We start from the raw sequence: 18,469 nt of genomic DNA, 5'->3' as shown, positions 1-18,469 counted from the left end.
CGGCCATGGCGTCAGCGCGTGTCCTGCACCCGCTTGATCATGGCCTTGAGCTTGTCGTCCTTGATGAAGCGGTCGTACACCGGCTTCATCGCGCTCTGGAACGAGGCCTTGTCCACCTGGATGATCTCGGCGCCACCGGCCTTCACCGCGGCCAGCGACTTCTCCTCGCGCTCGTCCCAGAGCTTGCGCATGTACGGCACCGACTCGCGCGCGGCCTGGCGCAGCGCCTTCTGGTCGTCGGGCGGGAGCGTGTCCCACACCCGCTTGGAGAACAGAAGCATCTCCGGGGCCATCGAGTGCTCGGTCACGGAGTAGAACTTCGCCACCTCGAAATGCCGCGAGCTCTCGTACGAGGGGTAGTTGTTCTCGGCGCCATCCACCAGCCCGGTCTTGAGCGCCGTGTACACCTCGCCGAACGGCATCGGCGTGGCATTGGCGCCCATGGCCTCCAGCAGCGCCACCCACAGGTCGGACTGCTGCACGCGCACTTTCATGCCCTTGGCGTCGGCCAGCGCCCGCACCGGCTTCTTGGCCGTGTACAGGTTGCGCGCGCCGCTGTCGTAGTAGGCCAGGCCCACGAAGCCCTGCGGCGCGCAGGCCGCCAGGATCTCCTCGCCCACCGGGCCGTCCAGCACCTTGCGCATGTGGTCCTTGCTGCGGAACAGGAACGGCATGGTGGGCACCTGCGTCTCGGGGCAGATGTTGTTCATCGGCGCGATGTTCACGCGCGTCATCGCCAGCGCGCCGATCTTGGTCTGCTCGATCGTGTCCTTCTCGCTGCCCAGCGCGCTGTTGTTGAACACGCGGATCGAGTGCTTGCCGTTGGTGAGCTGCTTGAGCCGCTCGCCCATGAACTTCACGGCCTCGACCGTGGGATAGCCGTCCGGGTGGATGTCGGAAGAGCGGAACTCGGCGGCCTGCGCCGCGAGGGTGGTCAGCAGCGCCGCGGCCGCGGCGGCGAGGATCTTGTGCTTCATGGTGTCTCCTGGTGTCGTGGGTCGGGCGAAGGGGTCAGCGGGATCGAGCAGGCCGGCTCCGGCAGCCCGCGCACGCCGGGCCGCAGGGCGAACACGCCGCCCGCGAGCGGCTGGTCGGACAGGTCGATGCCCGCCGGCCGGATCGAGGTCACGAAAAGGGTGTCCAGCCCCGCGCCGCCGAAGGCGCACATCGCGGGCTTCTTCACCGGCACGGGCAGCGACCGGTCGAGCCGGCCGTCGGGCGTGAAGCGGTGCACCAGGCCCGCGTCGTTGCCGCACACCCAGTAGCCGCCGTCCGCATCCACCGCGGCGCCGTCGGGCCGGCCCGGCACCGCGCGGAAGTCGGCGAACAGGCGGCGCGCGCCGGGCAGGCCGGTGGCCGTGTCGTAGTCGAAGGCCCAGACGGCCTGCACCGAGGGGTGCGAATCGCTCAGGTACAGGGTGCGCCCGTCCGGGCTGAACGCCATGCCGTTGGGCGTGACCAGTCCGGCCTGCAATTCGCGCAGGCCGTGCGGCTCCAGGGCGTAGAGCCGGCCGTCGGCCGCGGCCAGGCCCATGTCCATCACCATCGTGCCGGCCCGCAGGCGGCCCTGCCGGTCGCAGCGGCCGTCGTTGAAGCGCATGCCGGGGCGCGCGTGGCGCACGGCGGCCAGCGGGGTCGCCTGCACCTGGCCGCCCTCGCCCAGCGCGAGGTGGAACACGCCCGACTCCATGGCCGCGACCCAGCCGCCGCGCTCATGCGGCGCGATGCAGCCGGCCATCTCGGGCAAGGACCATTGCGCGTGCGCGCCGTCGGCCACGCGCCAGCGGTGCAAGCGGCGGGCCGGGATGTCGACCCAGTGCAGCGCCTGCCCGGCGGCGAGCCACACCGGGCTTTCGCCTACCGCATCGCGGGCATCGATGACGAGCTCGGCGTTCATGGGGTCAGGGCGTCTCGAAAGGCCCCTGGGTGACGAACGCGCCGCCCTGGTAGAGCAGCACCGGGTCGCCGTCGGCCGGGCGCGGCTGCTGCTCGACGCGGGCGCGGAACGGCTCGGAGCTGTCGCGTGGCACGAACCCCAGGTGCGCCGCGCCGGCGTTGTCCCACCACGAGTCGCGGTTGGCCGACACGCCGTACACGACGGTGTGCCCGAGCCGGGGCGCGAACAGGCAGCAACGGACCAGCTCGGCCAGGTCGTCGTAGCTGAGCCAGGTCGAAAGCATGCGGCGGTCCTTGGGCTCGGGGAACGACGAGCCGATGCGAAGGCACGCGGTCTCGATGCCGTAGCGGTCGAAGTAGAAGCGCGACAGGTCCTCGCCGAACGATTTGGACAGCCCGTAGTAGCCGTCCGGCCGCCTGGGCGCGTCCAGGTCCAGCCGCTCGGTCTGGCGGTGGAAGCCCACGACGTGGTTGGAACTCGCGAACACCAGCCGGCGCACGCCGTGCCGCCGCGCGGCCTCGTACACGTGGAAGGTGCCGCGGATGTTGGCCTCCAGGACCTCCTCGAACGGCCGCTCCACGGAGATGCCGCCCAGGTGCACGATGGCATCGCAGTCCTGCACCAGCCGGTCGACGGCCGCCTTGTCCGCCAGGTCGCAGGGCATCACTTCCTCGCCCTCGCCCGCCGGCGCCATCTCGGCGATGTCGGACACGCGGACGATGCCCGCATGCGCCTGCAGGCGGGGGCGCAGCACGCGCCCGAGGCCGCCGGCGGCGCCCGTCAGCAACAGCCGCCGCAGCGGTCGCGTGGGGGGAGACGGGGCTTGCGGTTCCTGCGTTGGCGGCCGGGGTTCGGGATGCACTGGCTCTCCTGGTCCATGGAAGATGAAACGTTTACCTTCGAGTGCCGATCGTCGGCGGTTCGACCTTGGCCTGGCCGCTAGTCCGGCTCTTCCGGTACACCGGAACCATCGAAGTTAAACGTTTACCTGAATGCCCCGAATCTTCGGATCCCGCCGGATCGGTGTCAATCCAGAAACGATCAGGGTTTGCCCGGATCCGGCGGCCTGGCGGTCGAGTCGCGCGCCACCAGGCGCGTCGCCACCGTCTCGTGCAGCGCGAGGTTCGGCTCGCCCGCGAGCAGCGCGAGCAGGTGGCGCGCCGCCACCTCGCCCGTGGCCTCGCTGCCGATGTCCACGCTGGTGAGCGAGGGCGTGACATAGCGGCCGTAGGCGATGTTGTCGAAGCCGGCGATCGACACCTGCTGCGGCACGCGGAACCCCAGCGCCCGCGCCTCCGACAGCAGGCCGAGCGCGAGCAGGTCGTTGTAGGCCACCACCGCCTCGGGCGTCTGCGCATCGAGCAGCACGCTGGAGGCGATCCGCTCGCCCTCCTCCGCCACCGGTGCGGGCACGTCGAAGTGGCGCAGCGAAGCCTGGGTGCCCTGGAACGCGTCGCGCAGCCCCTGCCACCGGTCCTCGCTCCAGCGCGCGGCGCTGAAGCCGACGTAGCTGATGCGGCGGTGGCCCAGCTCGCGCAGGTGCCGGCCCAGCATCAGGCCGCTGGCGTGGTTGTCGCAGCCCACGCTGTGCAGGCCCGGCTGCGGCGCGGGCCCGCCATAGAACACGACCGGCTTGCCCGCGGACTCGCGCAGCCAGTCCACGACGGCACCGGGCATCCGCGCGCTGACGATGAGGCCGTCCACCTGCGGGAACAGCGCCTGCAGCAGCGCCAGCTCCGGCTCGCGGCTCTCGGCCGCGTCGGCGAACAGCAGGTTCATCCCGGCCTCGGCCGCCACGCGGGAGGCGCCCTTCACGAGGCTGGTGAAGTGCGGGTTGCGGATGTCCAGGATGACGATGCCCAGGTTCCCCGTGCGGCCCGTGATCATTCCGCGCGCCAGCGGGTTGGTGCGGTAGCCCAGTTGCTGGATGGCCGCGGTGATGCGCGCTTCCACCTCGCGGCTGAAGCGCTGGCCGCCGTTGACGAACTTGGACACGGTCGCGGTGGACACGGCCGCCGCCTGGGCCACGTCGCGGATGGTGGCGGCCCGCCGGCGCGGCGGCTTGTCCGCGGCTTCGCCGCGCGAAAGGGGACCGACCGCCTTGCTCATGGGCGCCCACTGTAATCAATCCGGCCAGGCGGGGCCGGTTCCTAGAATCCGGCGATGGACCGACGCTTCGATCATCTTGGCCTGATGGTGCGCGAACTGGACGACGGCTCACGCGTCGTGGTGAGCCGGTATGGTGGACACGTTCTCTCCTGGACCGCAGGCGGCCGCGAAAGGCTCTACCTGAGTGGCAGCGCGGTCGCCGATGGGCGGCAGCCGATCCGCGGCGGCGTGCCGGTCTGCTTCCCGCAATTCGCGAGCCGGGGCGCCCTGCCCAAGCACGGATTCGCGCGCACCAGCGTGTGGTCCGAACTGCCGTCCGCGGACGCCGGCACGATCCACCTGCAGCTCGTGGAGAACGAGCAGAGCCTGCGCCTCTGGCCCCATGCCTTCGCCCTCGACCTGCAGGTGGCGCTGCAACCGCAGGCGCTGCGGATGGACCTCGAGATCCGCAATACCGGATCGCAGCCCTGGTCCTTCACGGGCGCGCTCCACACCTACCTGCGGGTCGACGACGTGGGCGCGACGCGGTTGCTCGGACTGCAGGGCCTGCGCCTGGAAGACGCCTTGCGCCACGAGTTTTCCACCGCCGCTGGAGAAAGCCCCGACCTCTCACGGCCGATCGACAGCGTCTACCACGGGATCACCGCTCCGCTCGAACTGCAAGGCCCCGGCGCGTCGCTTCGGATCGAGCAAGACGGCTTCGCGGACGCGGTCGTCTGGAATCCAGGGGATGAAGCGGCCGCCGCCATCGGCGACATCGGCCCGGGCGAGGCGCGCCGGTTCCTCTGCGTGGAAGCCGCCCAGGTGCAGACGCCCGTGCTGGTCGAGCCGGGACAAGCCTGGTCGGGCTCGCAGGTCCTGCGCCTTCCCTGAATTTTTTCTCAAGCTTCGAGCACGAGCGAGCACGCTCCCGATTCGGCCGCTCCTAGAATCGCCGCACCCCGGGCATCCGGGGCAACCCAACCTCACCAAGACGTATATGGCAACTGCGAAGAATGCGAAGAAGGCGGCCAAGGCTGCTCCGGTCAAGACCAAGGCCAAGCCCGCCGGCAAGGCGGGGGCGAAGGCCACCGGCTCGAAGCCGGCTGCCGGCCCGCTGAAGCCCATCAAGGAAGCGTTCAACAAGAGCGGCCTGGTCAGTCACCTTGCCGAGACGGCCGGCGTCGAGCCGAAGTCCGTCAAGGCGGTCATGGCGGCCCTGGAAAGCACGATGGTCGCTTCCATCAACCGCAAGGGCGCCGGCGCTTTCGTCCTTCCCGGCCTCCTGAAGGTCACCGCCGTGGCCGTTCCGGCCAAGAAGGCGCGCAAGGGCATCAACCCGTTCACCAAGGAAGAGACGGTCTTCAAGGCCAAGCCCGCCTCGGTGAAGCTGAAGGTCCGTCCGCTCAAGAAGCTCAAGGACGCCGCGGCGTAAGCGTCCTCATCGAGGATCCGGCGGCCGCCCGGTGCGGCCGTTCGGCAGCGTCTTCCCAACGCTGGCGCTGGCGCCGGTACGCCCCGCAGCTCTGCCCCGTCCACCGCTTGAATGCCCGCTGGAAAGCGTGTGTTGGCCGACGTAGCTCAGGAGCACCGCGGCGCTACCCTGCATGCTGTGCCGGTGTCGGTGCCCATCCGACGCCTACGCGGGCCGTGGACCTTCCCGGATCACGGTGGTCCGTCCGAAAATGGCGCCGCATGGGCCAAGAAGAAGACATAGGGTCATTGCGCTCCCGCGTCGCGGCGCTCGTCGAACAGGAGAGTGGTTTGCTCAACCAGGCTTTCGAACTCAGCCGAGCCGGTGGCGACCGTCGCGGCGTCGACGCCCTGTTCGCGCAAGTGCAGGCGATCCAGGTGGAGCGCAGCAGCCTGAAGAAGCAGATCGGGGAGCTCCTGGGCACGCGCCGGCTGCACATGGCATCGGAAGTCTGGCGGCCGGGCGTCTACGACTTTCGCGCCGCAGCGGGGGGCGACAGCGTGCGCGTGCGCGTCACGGCCGAGGCGCTGGGGCTGCGGGTCGCCCTCCCGGGCCGGGCGGAGGCCGTGCGCATCGAGAACCTCGAGGGCACTTTCGACGGCCCCCTGGCCGTGGACGACCCGGTGGCGCACCAGGACGCCACGGCGCAGGCCCCCGCCCGGGGACGACCTCCGAAGAAGAATCCAGCCTAGCCGCGGGCCCTGGCTTCGCGGCCCTTACCAGTGGAGAACGCCATGAAGATCCTGCTTGCCTGCGACGGCAGCGAATACACGCGCAAGATGATCGAGTACGTGCTGAACCAGCGGGGGCTCTTCGACCAGAGCCATGAGTACACCGCGTTCAACGCCCAGATCCCCCTGCCCAACCATGCAGCCTCCGTCGTCGGCAGCCATGCCACCCACGAGTACTACGAGGAAGAGGCGCGCAAGGTGATCGACCCCGTGGTGGAGCGGCTGCATGGCCAGGGCCTGAAGGCCACCAGTGCCTGGAAGGCCGGATCGCTGGGCGAAACCATTGCCGACTACGCGCAGAAGAACGGCTTCGCCCTGATCATCATGGGCTCGCACGGCCATGGCGCGTTCGGCCGCCTGGTCACGGGCTCCGTGGCCAACCGGGTGCTGGCGCACTGCACCGTGCCGGTGCTGCTGGTCCGCTGAGGAGCAGCGGCCCGGATCTCAGGCGGATTGCGTTTCCACCTGCAGGACGTCCAGCAGGTTGCGCGCGGCGCCCAGGCCCATGTTGACGTAGGCATCGCCGGTCACGCCGCCGATGTGCGGGCTCAGGATGATGTTGGGCTCGCCATGGAAGGGATGCGGCGCCGTCATCGGCTCCACCGCGAAGCTGTCCAGGCCCGCCGCCGCCACCTGCCCGGAGCGGACGGCCTCCAGCAGCGCGCCTTCGTCGACCAGGCCGCCCCGCGCGGTGTTCACCAGCATCACGCCGCGGCGGCAGGCCTGCAGGGTCCGCGCATTGACCATGCCGCGGTTCTCGGCGGTCAGCGGGCAGTGCAGGGAGATCGCATCGGACTCGCGCCAGATCGTGTCGATGTCGACGCTGCGGATGTAGGTCGGAAGCGAGCTGGCGAAAGGGTCGTGACCCAGCACGGTCATGCCCATCGCATCGCACATGCGCGCGAAACGCTGGCCGATGGCGCCCAGGCCCACCAGGCCGATGGTGCGGCCATTCAGTTCCACGCTCTTGTGCGTCGCCTTGTCCCAGTGGCCCGCGCGCATGCGCGCATCGAGCTGCACCACCGACTTGGCGCAGGCCAGCAGCAGCGCCAGCGCCTGCTCGGCCACCGCGGCGGCGTTGGCGCCGACGGCCGCACGCACCTGGATGCCGCGTGCCCTGGCCGCGTCCTGGTCGATGGTGTCGGTGCCGCTGCCGTGCTTGGAGATGACGCGCAGCGAGGGCGCCGCGTCCATCACGGCGCCGGGGATCTTTCCGTAGCGGACGATGATGGCGACCGGATCGTGCTTCCTGCACAGGGCCACCAGGTCCTCTTCCTGCGGGGCCTTGCCCGCGTAGACGACCTCGAAGCCTTGCAGCAGCGCGAGGGCCTGCGGCGCGAGGTCGGCGCCGGTGACGACGATGGTGCCGCGGCTCACAGGCTTTCCCCTTCCTTGAGCACGCCGGCCGTCCGCAGGGCGCCGGCCAGCCAGCCCGCGCTGGTGTGGCCCTGCTGGATCTGGGCGATGCGCGCGGCCTCGTCCTCCACCTTCCTGCGCGCCTGCGGCAGCAGGCCTTCGACGCGCTCGCGCTCGATCACCACGATGCCGTCGGCGTCGGCCACCACCAGGTCACCGGACCGCACGGTCACGCCGCCGCAGCTCACCGGGTGGCCGATGCGACCGGGCACGTTCTTGGTCGGTCCGTTGGGGTTGGTGCCGACGGAGAAGACGGGATAGTCCATCTCGTCGATCTCCAGGCTGTCGCGCACTGCGCCGTCGATCACGACGCCGGCGATGCCCAGCTGCTTGCACGCGGTCATCATGATCGTGCCCATGAGCGCGGAGGTCTGGTCCGCCTTGCCGTCGATCACGAGCACGTCGCCGGGCCTGGCCAGCGCGATGGCCGCGTGGATCATCAGGTTGTCGCCGGGACGCACGTCCACGGTGAGCGCCGGGCCGGCGAGTTTCATGCGGGGACGCAGCGCGGCGATGCGGCCATGCAGGGCGCCGCGGCGCCCCGCGACGTCGGCCAGGATGGCGGCCTGGAACTGCGCGGCCTGCTGGACGAGCTCGGGGGAAACGCGTTCGAAGTTGCGGACGATGTCGGTGGTCATGGGGGGATTGCAGGAAAGCGAAGGCAAAGAGGGGCCCGGGCCGGCGCCTAAGCGCGGCCGGGAGAGGCGGTTTGCAGCAGGATTGCGCCGTTCAGGCGCGGGGAAGGCCGGGGCCGGTCAGTCGACCTTCGCGCCCGATTCCTTGACGATCTTTCCCCAGCGGGCGATGTCGTCGCGGATCAGCCTGGCGAACTCTTCCGGCGTGCTGCCGGCGACGTCGGCGCCCTGGTCGCTCAACTTCTTCTGGACTTCCGCGTCCTTGAGCACCTTGTTGATGTCGGCGTTGAGCTTGGCGACCACGTCCTGGGGCAGGTTCGCCGGGCCGAGGATGCCGAACCAGGTGACGGCCTCGAAGCCCTTGTACGTCTCGGCGATCGTGGCCACCTGCGGCAGGTCGTCCGCGCGCTTGGCCGACGTCACGGCGATGGGGCGCATCTTGCCGCTCTTGATGTGGCCCAGCAGCGTGGGAATGGAAGACACGTACAGGTGCACCTGGCCGCTGATGACGTCGGTGGCCCCCTGCGCGGCACCCTTGTACGGGACATGCGTCAGCTTGACGTTGGCGGTCTTCTGGAACGACTCGGCGGCCAGGTGCGCGACGGTTCCGTTGCCCGAGGTCGCGTAGTTGATGCTGCCGGGCTTGGCCTTGGCGGCGTTGACGACGTCGGCCAGGGTCTTGTAGGGCGAATCGGCGCCGACCACGATCACCAGCGGCGCGCTGGCCACCAGGCTGATCGGCGTCAGGTCCTTGAGGGGGTCGTACGGGAGCTTGGAGTAGAGCGTCGGGTTGATCGCCAGGTTGCTGGTCTGGCCCATCACGAGCGTGTAGCCGTCGGCCGGCGACTTGGCCGCGGCGTCCACGCCCAGGTTGCCGCCGGAGCCGGGCTTGTTGTCCACCACGAAGCGGTAGCCGGTGGTGGTCAGCTTGTTGGCCACCTCGCGGGTGATGAGGTCGGTGCCCCCCCCGGCCGGGAACGGGACGACCAGGCGGACGGGCTTGTTGGGCCACGCCTGGGCCTGCAGGCTGCCGGCCAGCGCGGCGCCGGCGGCAAATACGAAGAGGGTGCGGCGGGAAAGCTGCATGGGGGTTTGTCTCCTTCTGGAGGGCGCACCATTCGCGCCCGATGGACGAACTGTAGGTGCGCGTTGCGCACCATACAATGCCGTTTCACACAGCGGACCACGGTGCAGCATGCGCAACACATCGATCGAGGAGCCCGGCGAGCCGGCCGGCGGCGTGGTCGCCGTGACGCGCGCACTCTCGCTGATGGAGGCATTCGCCGTCGGTGAATCCGCGCTCTCGCTGGCGGAGCTCAGTCGCCGCGCGGGCATGCACAAGACCACGGCCCTGCGGCTGGCCCGCACGCTGGCGCTCAGCCAGTACATGGTGCAGACCGAGGACGGGCAGTGGCGCCTGGGACCGGCCGCGGGCTGGCTGGGGGCGCGCTACCAGGCGGGCTTCGACGTCAACAACGTCGTGGAGCCCGCGCTGCACCAGCTGGTGAAGGAAACGGGCGAGAGCGCGTCCTTCTACGTGCGAGAGGGCGACATCCGCTCGTGCGTCGCGCGCGTCGAGGGCCCGCAGTCCGTGCGGCACAACGTGCGCATCGGCGAGCGGCTTCCCCTGAACAAGGGCGCGCCCGGCCGCGTCATCCTCGCCTTCAGCGGCGCCAGGGGCGAGCCCTATGAGGCCATCCGCGAGCGCGGCTACCAGATCTCCATGGGCGAGCGGGAAGCCGAGGTGTCCAGCGTGGCGGCGCCTGTCTTCGGTTTGAACTGGCGGCTGCTCGGGTCCATGTGCATCTCGGGGCCGAGCTCGCGCCTGACCAAGGCCAAACTGGAGAAGCACGCCAAGAGCGTGATCCGCGCGGCCAACCAGTTGTCCTATGCGCTGGCCGGAAGCCGGTCGTCGGCGACGCCGGCCGCCGTCTCCCGCTGGCACCCCTGACACCGGAGGTCGAAATGGGATCCAGACTTGCACGCTGGCTGGTGCGCGCGACCGTCATGCTGGCCGTGATCGTCGCCGTCGTGGTCGCGGCGGGGTGGGTGGTGTTGTCGCAACCGCAGTTCGGCGCGCCCATGGCCGGTGCGCGGCTGGAGCGCGCGCTGGCCAATCCCCAGTACCGCGACGGGCGCTTCGTCAACTTGGAACCGGAGGCGCCGAGCAGCCCCGCGGCGCTGGGCAACTACATCGTCAAGCAGTTCTCCGGCGACGAAGTGCGCGTGCCGCCGGCGCCGCCTCCCGTGCTGGCCGTCGACAAGGCGTCGCTGGCGGCGGCGCCGCCGTCCAGCGGCCTGCGGGCCTTCTGGATCGGCCACGCCAGCACCTACGTGGAGCTGGACGGGCTGCGCTTCCTGCTGGATCCGGTGTTCTCCGAACGCGTGTCGCCGCTGCCCGTCGGCCCCGGACGCTTCCATGCGCCACCCGTCGCGCTGGCGGACCTGCCCCGCATCGACGCCGTGCTCATCTCGCACGACCATTACGACCACCTGGACATGGACACCGTGCGCCACCTGGCGCGACGCGGCTCGAAGTTCTTCGTGCCCCTGGGCATCGGCGCCCATCTCGAGCGCTGGGGCGTGCCCGCCGCCCAGATCGAGGAACTCGAGTGGTGGCAGGAGCGCACGCTGGGCAGCGTGCGCATCGTGTGCACGCCCACGCGCCACTACTCGGGCCGCGGCCTGCGCGACCGCAGCAGCACGCTGTGGTCCAGCTGGTCGGTGGTCGGGCCGGACCACCGCTTCTTCTACAGCGGCGACACCGGCTATTCCAGGCTGTTCCAGGACATCGGCGCGCGCCTGGGCCCGTTCGACATCGCCTTCGTCAAGATCGGGGCCTACGGGCCCGGCGCCTCCTGGTTCGACATCCACATGCCGCCCGAGCAGGCCGTGCAGGTGCACCGCGACGTGCGCGGCAAGCGCATGTTCCCGGTCCACTGGTCGACCTTCAACCTCGCGTACCACGACTGGGACGAACCGATCCGCCGCACCCTGGCCGAAGCCGGCCGCACCGGCGTCGAGCTGGTGACGCCGCGCCTGGGCGAATGGGTGGACGCGGACCGGGAGTTCAAGTCCACCCGGTGGTGGGAAGCGGTGCGCTGAGGCGGGCGCCAGTCGCAGATGCGGCTTTCCCGGAAGGAAATCGATCCTGCGATGAAGCACCTGCAGCGCGCGCATTTCCATAGTCCGGAGGGGCTACTGCATCCGCCACGATTGCTCCTATGGTCCGTCAGGTCTGAACGGAGGAACCATGAGGGTGACGGTCAGGGCGGCGCTGGTCGTCGCTGCTACCTTGCTCTTGACCCGTTGTGGCGGCGGAGGTGGCGGTGAGGGTGGCGAGAGCGCGCCCCCGCCCCTGACGGGCAACGCGGCGGGGCCGGGTTCCACCAGCGTTCCGGTGCCCGGCGGCGGGGGCGGCGATGTGTTCCCGCAGGCCGGCGCCGCCACCGGCCAATGGACCCGGGCGCAGAACCTGCCGATCTCCCCGGTCCACAACGTGTACCTGCCCAACGGCCGGGTCATGCTGGTGGGCCGCGTCCACAACCAGGCCCTGTGGGACCCGGTGGCCCAGTCCTTCGCGGCACTGCCCAGCCCCGGCTACGACCTGTTCTGCGCCGGCCACGGCTTGCTGCCCGACGGCCGCGTGCTTTTCGCCGGCGGCCACATCGCCGACTTCGTCGGCCTGGCCCGCGCCTCGGTCTACGACCCGCGCAGCAACAGCTGGACTCCCGCGCCCGACATGAACGCGGGCCGCTGGTACCCGACGGTGACCACGCTTCCCAACGGCGACGCCCTCGTCGTGTCGGGGTCGATGGACACCTCGATGAGCATGAACACGCTCCCGCAGGTCTACCAGCCGGCCACCAACAGCTGGCGCAACCTCACGAGCGCGCAGCTGAGCCAGCCGATGTACCCGATGATGTTCGTGGCGCCCGACGGCCGCGTGGTGGACGTCGGTCCCAGCACGACGACCCGAACGCTCGACACCCGCGGCACCGGCAGCTGGTCGTTCGTGGCGAACCGCAACCACGGCTTTCGCGACTACGGCACGGCGGCCATGTATGCACCCGGCAAGATCCTGCTGGTCGGCGGAGGCGACCCGCCGCTCGCGTCGGCCGAGGTCATCGACCTGAACGAGGCCGACCCGGGCTGGCGCACCGTGCCCCCGATGTCGGCCGCGCGGCGCCACCACACCAGCACGCTGCTGCCCGACGGCACGGTGCTGGTGACGGGCGGAACCTCGGGACCGGGCCACAACAACCCGGACGCCCCGGTGCTGTCCGCCGAGCTGTGGGACCCCGCCACCGAAACCTGGACCACGCTGGCCAGCGGCTCGGTGCCGCGCCTGTACCACTCCGCGGCGATGCTGCTGGCGGACGGGCGGGTGGCCGTGATGGGCGGCGAGCGCAGCGCCAGCGACGTCTTCCCCGACGCCGAGTTCTTCTCCCCGCCCTACCTGTTCAAGGGCCCCCGCCCCGCCCTGGGCGGCGTGCCGGCGCAGGTGGCGTACGGCCAGCAGGTCACGGTGCAGAGCGCGCAGGCCGCCACCATCGCCAAGGTCACGCTGATCCGGCTGTCGGCCGTCACGCACGCCTTCAACATGGACCAGCGCATCAACGTGCTGCCCTTCGGTGCCGGCGCGGGCACGCTGGCCATCACGCTGCCGAGCAGTGCCAACCTGGCGCCGCCGGGCTTCTACATGCTGTTCCTGGTCGATGCCAACGGCGTGCCGTCGGTGGGCAGCGTCGTGCAGCTCGGCGCCACCGCGGACTCCGCCGGCTAGCGCGGCGACGCGCGTCGCACGCAAGCCACACCGCCGGGCGGACACGGCATCGCGGCCCGTAGACTCGCCCCCGCCCATCGGGGCCACAACCAAGAACGAAACAAGGGAATTCCCATGAAGATGATCGCCATCGCCGCGGCCTCCGCGCTGCTGCTGCTCGGCACCGCCCACGCACAGCAAGCCCGCTCCGCCCTTTCCGGCGGCTACGTGGAACTGGGCTACACCCAGCTGAAGATCAGCGACGACCAGGGCGGCTCCGATGCGAAGCCGGGCGCGCTTCGCGGCATCGCCGGCTACAACCTGCACCCCAACATCGCCGTCGAAGGCATGCTGGCCTTCGGCGTGCGCGACGACGAAGCCACCGAAACCGTGGCCACGGCCGTCGGCCCGGTGCCCGCCACCGCCGAGATCAAGCTGAAGAACGCGATCGGCCTGTACGTGAAGCCCAAGTTCAACGTCACCGACGCCTTCGAGGTCTTCGGCCGCGTGGGCTACACCCGCGCCAAGTTCGAGGGCACCGCCCGTGCCACCGTCCCCGGCCTGGGCACCGTGTCGGTGAGCGAAGACGACAGCGAGAGCGGCGCTTCCGTCGGCTTCGGCGCGAGCTACCGGTTCACGCCGAACGCCTACGTCGGCCTGGACTACATGCGCTACATCAAGAAGGATGGCGTGAAGACCGACGGCCTCACGCTCGGGGTCGGCTACCGCTTCTAAGGCGAAGTCAGCGCAACGAAATGCCCACCGCGAGGTGGGCATTTTCATTTGTGCGGCGAGATCAGGAAGGGCACCACCGCTGGATGATCTCGCCCAGCACGGCGGGCGGCACGGGCTTGGTCAGGTGCTGCGAGAAGCCCGCTTCCTGCGCCCGCCTGGCGTCGGCCGGCTGGCCCCAGCCCGTCAGGGCCACCAGGGGCATGGCCTCGCCCCAGCCGGTCTGCCGGATCTGCCGGGCGACCTCGTAGCCGCTCAGGTCCGGCATGCCGATGTCCAGGATGGCGAGCTGCGGCCGCACCCGCCCGGCCAGCTCCAGGGCCTCGCGGCCGTTCCGCGCCTTGAGCACCTGGTGGCCATCGAGCTCGAGCAGCACGGCCAGGCTCTCGAGCGCATCCGCGTTGTCGTCCGCCACCAGGACGGTGTGCCTGGTCGATTCGCGCCCGCCCGCGGGTTGGCTGCGCTTCACCGCCTCCGACTCCGACGCGGCCAGGGGGAGCGACAGCGTGAAGACGGAACCCCGGCCCAGGCCTTCGCTGTGGACGGCCAGCCGGCCCCCGTGCAGTTCGACCAGGCCCTTGCTGAGGGCCAGGCCGATGCCCAGGCCGCCTTCCGAGCGGTGCAGGGCGCTCGTCACCTGCGAGAACATCCCGAAGATCTCGTGCTGGGAAGCCGGCGACAGGCCGATGCCCGTGTCCCGAACCCGGACCGTCAACACGCCGTGGGCGGCCTGTGCCTCCAGGGTGATCTGGCCGTCCGGGTCGGTGTACTTGGCGGCGTTGGACAGCAGGTTGGACAGCACCTGCGCCAGCCGCACGGGGTCGCCGCGGAGCCGCACGGGCGCCTCGGGCAGCACGACCGACAGGCGATGCCGCCGGGACTGGATCAGCGGCTGCACCGATTCCAGGGCGGCATTCACCACGTCCTCCAGGACCACGGCCTCCACGCGCAGTTCGAGCCGGCCGCGGGAGATCCGCGAAACATCCAGCAGGTCTTCCAGCAGCACCGCCATGTGCGAGGCCTGGCGGTCGATGACCGCCATGGCCCAGGACTTCCGGGCCTCGTCGGCCTTGGGCGAGGCGGCGACCGCCACCGCCTGCCGGATCGGCGCCAGCGGGTTGCGCAGCTCGTGGGCCAGCGTCGCGAGGAACTCGTCCTTTCGCTGGTCGGCCTGCCTGAGCGCATTCACCGCGTGCACCTGCTCGGTCACGTCATGGCCCTGCGCGAAGATGCCGATCACCGCCCCGTCCGCGTCGCGCACGGGCTGGTACATCAGGTCCACGAAGCATTCCCGGACTTCGCCTTCGGGCGTCTCCTGCACGTTGAGCCGAAGCGCCCGGCCGATGAAGGGCTCGCCTGTCGTCAACACGCGCTGCAGCAGTTCCTCGTAGCCCTGGTTGCGGATGTCCGGAAGCGCCTCGAATGCAGGGCGGCCCACGATCTGGCGGTGGCCCACCAGCTGGAGGTAGGCGTCGTTCACCATGTCGAAGACGAACTCGGGGCCGCGCAGCAGCGCGACGAACCCGGGCGCCTGGTCGAACCAGGTCTTGAGCGTCACCACGGCATCCTGCGCCTCGCGCACCAGGCGGTCGCGCTCGCGCTCCGCGGCGATCCTGGCGGTTTCCTCCTGGCACGCGCAGAAGAGGCCGCCGATGGATCCGTCGTCGTTGAAGATGGGGCTGTACGACCAGGTGAAGTAGGTGTCCTCCGGGAATCCGTTGCGGTCCATGACCAGCAGGACGCTCTGGTTCCAGGTCGGTGAGCCGCGCTCGATGACCTGTTGCGCCTGCGGCCCGAGCACGTCCCAGACGTCGGCCCAGGTATCTCGCGCGGGCCTGCCGAAAGCTGCCGGATGCCGCCGGCCCAGCACCGGGATGTAGGCATCGTTGTAGAGATTGATGAGGGACGGCCCCCACCAGATGAACATCGGGAAACGCGAGTTCAGGCAGATGCCCAGCGCGATGCGAAGGCTGTGGGGCCAGCCGGCTTCGGGCCCGAGCGCGGTATCGCTCCAGTCGACCTGCCGCAACTGCTGGCCCATCGCTGTCGGGGGCACTCCACGGCTTTCGGCTCCCGCCAGCAAGATCGGGCGCGCGGCCTTGTTGTTCATCGGATCAGTGTAGGGGCCGCAGCGCAGGCCCTGGCCCCTGCTCAGCGTCGTCTCGACTTCGTCCTACGCGTGCCGTGGCGCGCTGGATGACCCGCCAGGCCGATGGCGTTCGTCCGTCGCGCGGCGGAGCGCTTTTCCTAGTGCATCGCGTTGGAAGGGCCTACAAGGGATGCAGGGCTGCATGGCCATCATGCGGGCTTGGTCAGGCCTGGAGACTCAGCGCAGGACCGCCTTGCAGGATGACGACAAGTGGCCTATCGGCAAATCTCCGCCCAGCTGAAATCGTGCGTGCAGCCCTCGCGGGCCGGCCTGATGGCGAGCCCGGCTTTCTGGCTGGCCGTCATCGCCTGCGTTGCGTTCTGGATCGTCGTGGGGCTGCTGCTGGTGCGGTGACACGCGTGCCCGCGTGATCCTGGCTGGCGCGGCGGGGCCCGGATAATCCCGCCCATGATCGAGCGACTGGACCTCCTGACGCTGCGCGTGGTGATCGCGGTGGCCGAGTCGGGATCGATCAGCGCCGGCAGCGACCGCCTGCAGCTGGCGGTGGCGGCCGCCAGCGCGCGCATCTCCTCGCTGGAGGCGGCGCTGGGCATCCGCATCTTCGAGCGCTCGCCGCGCGGCGTCGAACTCACCTCCGCCGGCCGGCTGCTGGTGCAACGCGGCCGCGAGCTGCTGGTCGATGCCGACCAGCTCGCCAACGACCTGCGCGACCTGAGCCTGGGCCTGGTGGGCCACGTGCGCATGCTGGCCAACGCCTCGGCGCTGCTGGAGGTGCTGCCCGCGCGCCTGCAGGCCTTCACCCGCAGCCACCCGGGCATCCGCGTCGACGTGGAAGAGCGCATCAGCCCCGAGATCTCCAGCGCGCTGCTGGAGGGCCGCACCGACGTGGGCGTGGTGGACACGCGCACGCTGTCGCCGGGGCTGGAGTTCCTGCCGTTCTTTCGCGACCGGCTGGCCCTGGTGGTGCCGCGCGGCCACCCGCTGGCCGGCGCCGGGCCCTTGCGCCTGGCGGACCTGGTGGACCAGAACTTCATCGTGCTGTCGGGCCCGAACGCGGTCAGCACGCGCCTGTTCAACGCGGCCACGGTGCTGGGGCACAGCCTCAAGGTGCGGCTGCAGATGCGCAGCTTCGACGCGGCCAGCCGCATGGTGGCCGCCGGCCTGGGCGTGGCCGTGCTGCCGCCCGACGCGATCGCGCCGCAGCTGCAGCACCTCGCGCTGGAGGCCCTGCCGCTGGCGGAGGACTGGGCCGAACGCACGCACTACCTCGTGCTGCGCACCGGCACCGACGCGCCGGCGGCCGCGCGCACGCTGGTGCAGGCGCTGCTGGACGGCAACTGAGCCACAGCCCCGGCGGAACCGGGCAAACCCTGATTTCGCCGCTGGCGAAAGCCGGGTTCGCGCTGTCCGCTTGCCAGGGCCGCCATGCGTCCGGACACTGGCTCGCCATGAAGATCGCCACCGTCCGCGCGACGCCGCTCAACCTGCCCGTCACGGTGGGCAGCGGCACCCGCACCAAGTCCACCTTCCTGTCCCTGTGCCTGGTCGAGGTCGCCCTCGACGACGGCCGCAGCGGCTGGGGCATCACCGCCATCACCGAGGAAGAGGTGGTCGCGTCCATCGTCAACGACATCGCGTCCCACGCGCTGGTGGGCATGGACCCGCTGCGCCACGAGCAGGTGTGGGACAGGCTGTTCTGGCTGCTCGCCCCGCGCGGCCAGTCCGGCTACGCCAGCCATGCGATCGCCGCGATCGACCTGGCGCTGTGGGACCTCAAGGGCCAGATCCTGGGCCAGCCCTGCTGGCGCCTGCTGGGCGGCGCGCGCGAGAGCGTGCCGGTGTACGCCACCTTCGGCTTCGCCTTCTTCGACCGCGACGAGCTCGCGGCGGCGGCGCGCAGCTGGGTCGAGCGCGGCTTCACGCGCCTGAAGATGACCGTGGGCCACCACGGCCTGCAGCGGCGCGACGAGCCGCGCCCGCTGGCCGACGTGATCCGCGAGGACGTGGAGCGCATCCGCGCCGTGCGCGAGGCGGTCGGCCCCGACGTGCAGCTCTACATCGACGCCAACTGCAGCCTGGACTACTTCCATGCGCAGGCCCTGGCCCAGCGCATCGAGGCGTTCGGCATCACCTTCTTCGAGGAGCCGGTGGCGCAGAACGACATCCCCAACCTGGTCAAGCTGCGCGCCAAGACCCGCATCCCGCTGGCCGCCGGCCAGAACGAGGGCCTGGCCAGCCGCTTCCGCGACATGCTGGCGGCGCAGGCGGTCGACGTGGTGCAGCCCAATGCGTGCATCACCGGCGGCTTCACGCAGTGCCAGAAGATCGCCGGCCTGGCCGCGGCCTTCAACACCAGCTTCGCCAACGGCGGCGCCTGGCCGCACCACAACATGCACCTGCATGCCGGCCTCGCGAACGGCAGCCTGGTGGAATACCACTCGGTCGCGGTCGAATGCTGCAAGCTGGTGTTCGACGACCTGCCCGAGCCCACCGGCGGCATGCTGGCGCTGCCCGGCGTGCCGGGGCTGGGCTTCCGGCCCAACCGCGAGCGCGTGGCGGAACTGGCCAAGCGCCCCGGCTCGCGCGGCGCCGGCAAGGCCTGAGCCCGGCCCGACAGAAAA

The 18,469-nt window shown here is 70.5% G+C and carries 19 protein-coding genes; 11 read left to right on the top strand and 8 right to left on the bottom strand.

Annotation, left to right across the window (positions count from 1 at the left end; all coding sequences use genetic code 11):
* Nucleotides 1-11 precede the first annotated feature (11 nt).
* The 4 genes from ASG30_RS01025 to ASG30_RS01010 form a co-directional block, all read right to left on the bottom strand.
* Nucleotides 12-977: a TRAP transporter substrate-binding protein gene (locus ASG30_RS01025; protein WP_055891269.1), complete on the bottom strand. Its 966-nt coding sequence runs from the start codon at nucleotides 975-977 to the stop codon at nucleotides 12-14.
* Nucleotides 974-1,897 (bottom strand): SMP-30/gluconolactonase/LRE family protein, encoded by a 924-nt coding sequence (locus ASG30_RS01020; protein ID WP_055891266.1) that lies wholly within the window; start codon nucleotides 1,895-1,897, stop codon nucleotides 974-976. Before ASG30_RS01020 ends, ASG30_RS01025 begins: the two co-directional genes overlap by 4 nt.
* Before the next feature lie 4 nt (nucleotides 1,898-1,901).
* A complete protein-coding gene (locus tag ASG30_RS01015) occupies nucleotides 1,902-2,696 on the bottom strand; it encodes an NAD-dependent epimerase/dehydratase family protein (RefSeq protein ID WP_055891903.1) in 795 nt (264 codons plus the stop codon).
* 242 nt (nucleotides 2,697-2,938) lie between these two features.
* A complete protein-coding gene (locus ASG30_RS01010) occupies nucleotides 2,939-4,006 on the bottom strand; it encodes a LacI family DNA-binding transcriptional regulator (RefSeq protein WP_055891263.1) in 1,068 nt (355 codons plus the stop codon).
* A gap of 54 nt (nucleotides 4,007-4,060) precedes the next feature.
* On the opposite strand from ASG30_RS01010, the gene ASG30_RS01005 reads away from it, so the two are divergent.
* The 4 genes from ASG30_RS01005 to ASG30_RS00990 all read left to right on the top strand — a co-directional run bounded on the left by ASG30_RS01005 (nucleotide 4,061) and on the right by ASG30_RS00990 (nucleotide 6,616).
* Complete coding sequence (locus tag ASG30_RS01005) at nucleotides 4,061-4,879, top strand: D-hexose-6-phosphate mutarotase (RefSeq protein ID WP_082521802.1); 819 nt, start codon at nucleotides 4,061-4,063, stop codon at nucleotides 4,877-4,879.
* 106 nt (nucleotides 4,880-4,985) lie between these two features.
* Nucleotides 4,986-5,420: an HU family DNA-binding protein gene (locus ASG30_RS01000; protein WP_055891259.1), complete on the top strand. Its 435-nt coding sequence runs from the start codon at nucleotides 4,986-4,988 to the stop codon at nucleotides 5,418-5,420.
* A gap of 329 nt (nucleotides 5,421-5,749) precedes the next feature.
* Complete coding sequence (locus ASG30_RS00995; RefSeq protein ID WP_055891256.1) at nucleotides 5,750-6,151, top strand: hypothetical protein; 402 nt, start codon at nucleotides 5,750-5,752, stop codon at nucleotides 6,149-6,151.
* 42 nt (nucleotides 6,152-6,193) lie between these two features.
* Nucleotides 6,194-6,616 carry a universal stress protein gene (locus tag ASG30_RS00990; RefSeq protein ID WP_055891253.1) on the top strand — a complete coding sequence of 141 codons (423 nt, stop codon included), beginning with the start codon at nucleotides 6,194-6,196 and terminating at the stop codon, nucleotides 6,614-6,616.
* 18 nt (nucleotides 6,617-6,634) lie between these two features.
* Here the strand turns inward: ASG30_RS00990 and ASG30_RS00985 are convergent, their stop codons facing one another.
* The 3 genes from ASG30_RS00985 to ASG30_RS00975 form a co-directional block, all read right to left on the bottom strand.
* Nucleotides 6,635-7,567, bottom strand: a complete 933-nt coding sequence (locus tag ASG30_RS00985; protein ID WP_055891249.1) for a hydroxyacid dehydrogenase — start codon at nucleotides 7,565-7,567, stop codon at nucleotides 6,635-6,637.
* Nucleotides 7,564-8,244, bottom strand: coding sequence for an RraA family protein (locus tag ASG30_RS00980; RefSeq protein WP_055891247.1), 681 nt, complete (start codon nucleotides 8,242-8,244; stop codon nucleotides 7,564-7,566). Before ASG30_RS00980 ends, ASG30_RS00985 begins: the two co-directional genes overlap by 4 nt.
* A gap of 117 nt (nucleotides 8,245-8,361) precedes the next feature.
* Complete coding sequence (locus tag ASG30_RS00975; RefSeq protein ID WP_055891244.1) at nucleotides 8,362-9,327, bottom strand: Bug family tripartite tricarboxylate transporter substrate binding protein; 966 nt, start codon at nucleotides 9,325-9,327, stop codon at nucleotides 8,362-8,364.
* Nucleotides 9,328-9,436: 109 nt separating this feature from the next.
* Here ASG30_RS00975 and ASG30_RS00970 point away from each other — a divergent pair, with 109 nt between their 5' ends.
* From ASG30_RS00970 to ASG30_RS00955, 4 genes are all read left to right on the top strand, one after another.
* Nucleotides 9,437-10,192, top strand: coding sequence for an IclR family transcriptional regulator (locus ASG30_RS00970; RefSeq protein WP_055891241.1), 756 nt, complete (start codon nucleotides 9,437-9,439; stop codon nucleotides 10,190-10,192).
* Between the two features lie 14 nt (nucleotides 10,193-10,206).
* Entirely contained in the window at nucleotides 10,207-11,346 is a 1,140-nt protein-coding gene (locus tag ASG30_RS00965) for an MBL fold metallo-hydrolase (RefSeq protein WP_055891238.1), read from the top strand.
* A 148-nt stretch (nucleotides 11,347-11,494) separates the two neighbouring features.
* Nucleotides 11,495-13,027: a galactose oxidase-like domain-containing protein gene (locus ASG30_RS00960; RefSeq protein WP_082521801.1), complete on the top strand. Its 1,533-nt coding sequence runs from the start codon at nucleotides 11,495-11,497 to the stop codon at nucleotides 13,025-13,027.
* 114 nt (nucleotides 13,028-13,141) lie between these two features.
* Nucleotides 13,142-13,741, top strand: coding sequence for a porin family protein (locus ASG30_RS00955; protein WP_055891232.1), 600 nt, complete (start codon nucleotides 13,142-13,144; stop codon nucleotides 13,739-13,741).
* Nucleotides 13,742-13,802: 61 nt separating this feature from the next.
* Here ASG30_RS00955 and ASG30_RS00950 read toward each other — a convergent pair whose 3' ends face one another.
* Nucleotides 13,803-15,848 (bottom strand): hybrid sensor histidine kinase/response regulator, encoded by a 2,046-nt coding sequence (locus tag ASG30_RS00950; protein WP_082521800.1) that lies wholly within the window; start codon nucleotides 15,846-15,848, stop codon nucleotides 13,803-13,805.
* Between the two features lie 249 nt (nucleotides 15,849-16,097).
* Here ASG30_RS00950 and ASG30_RS22310 point away from each other — a divergent pair, with 249 nt between their 5' ends.
* The 3 genes from ASG30_RS22310 (at nucleotide 16,098) to ASG30_RS00940 (ending at nucleotide 18,451) form a co-directional block, all read left to right on the top strand.
* Nucleotides 16,098-16,241 (top strand): hypothetical protein, encoded by a 144-nt coding sequence (locus ASG30_RS22310; protein WP_156385369.1) that lies wholly within the window; start codon nucleotides 16,098-16,100, stop codon nucleotides 16,239-16,241.
* A gap of 54 nt (nucleotides 16,242-16,295) precedes the next feature.
* On the top strand, nucleotides 16,296-17,189 hold the full coding sequence (locus tag ASG30_RS00945) for a LysR family transcriptional regulator (RefSeq protein ID WP_055891228.1): 894 nt from the start codon (nucleotides 16,296-16,298) through the stop codon (nucleotides 17,187-17,189).
* Between the two features lie 107 nt (nucleotides 17,190-17,296).
* Nucleotides 17,297-18,451, top strand: coding sequence for a mandelate racemase/muconate lactonizing enzyme family protein (locus ASG30_RS00940; protein WP_055891224.1), 1,155 nt, complete (start codon nucleotides 17,297-17,299; stop codon nucleotides 18,449-18,451).
* Nucleotides 18,452-18,469 lie beyond the last annotated feature (18 nt).

This window comes from Ramlibacter sp. Leaf400, assembly GCF_001424545.1.
Taxonomy (GTDB): domain Bacteria; phylum Pseudomonadota; class Gammaproteobacteria; order Burkholderiales; family Burkholderiaceae_C; genus Ramlibacter.
Note: the sequence above shows the minus strand (reverse complement) of the source record. Positions and strands in the feature narration are given on the sequence as shown.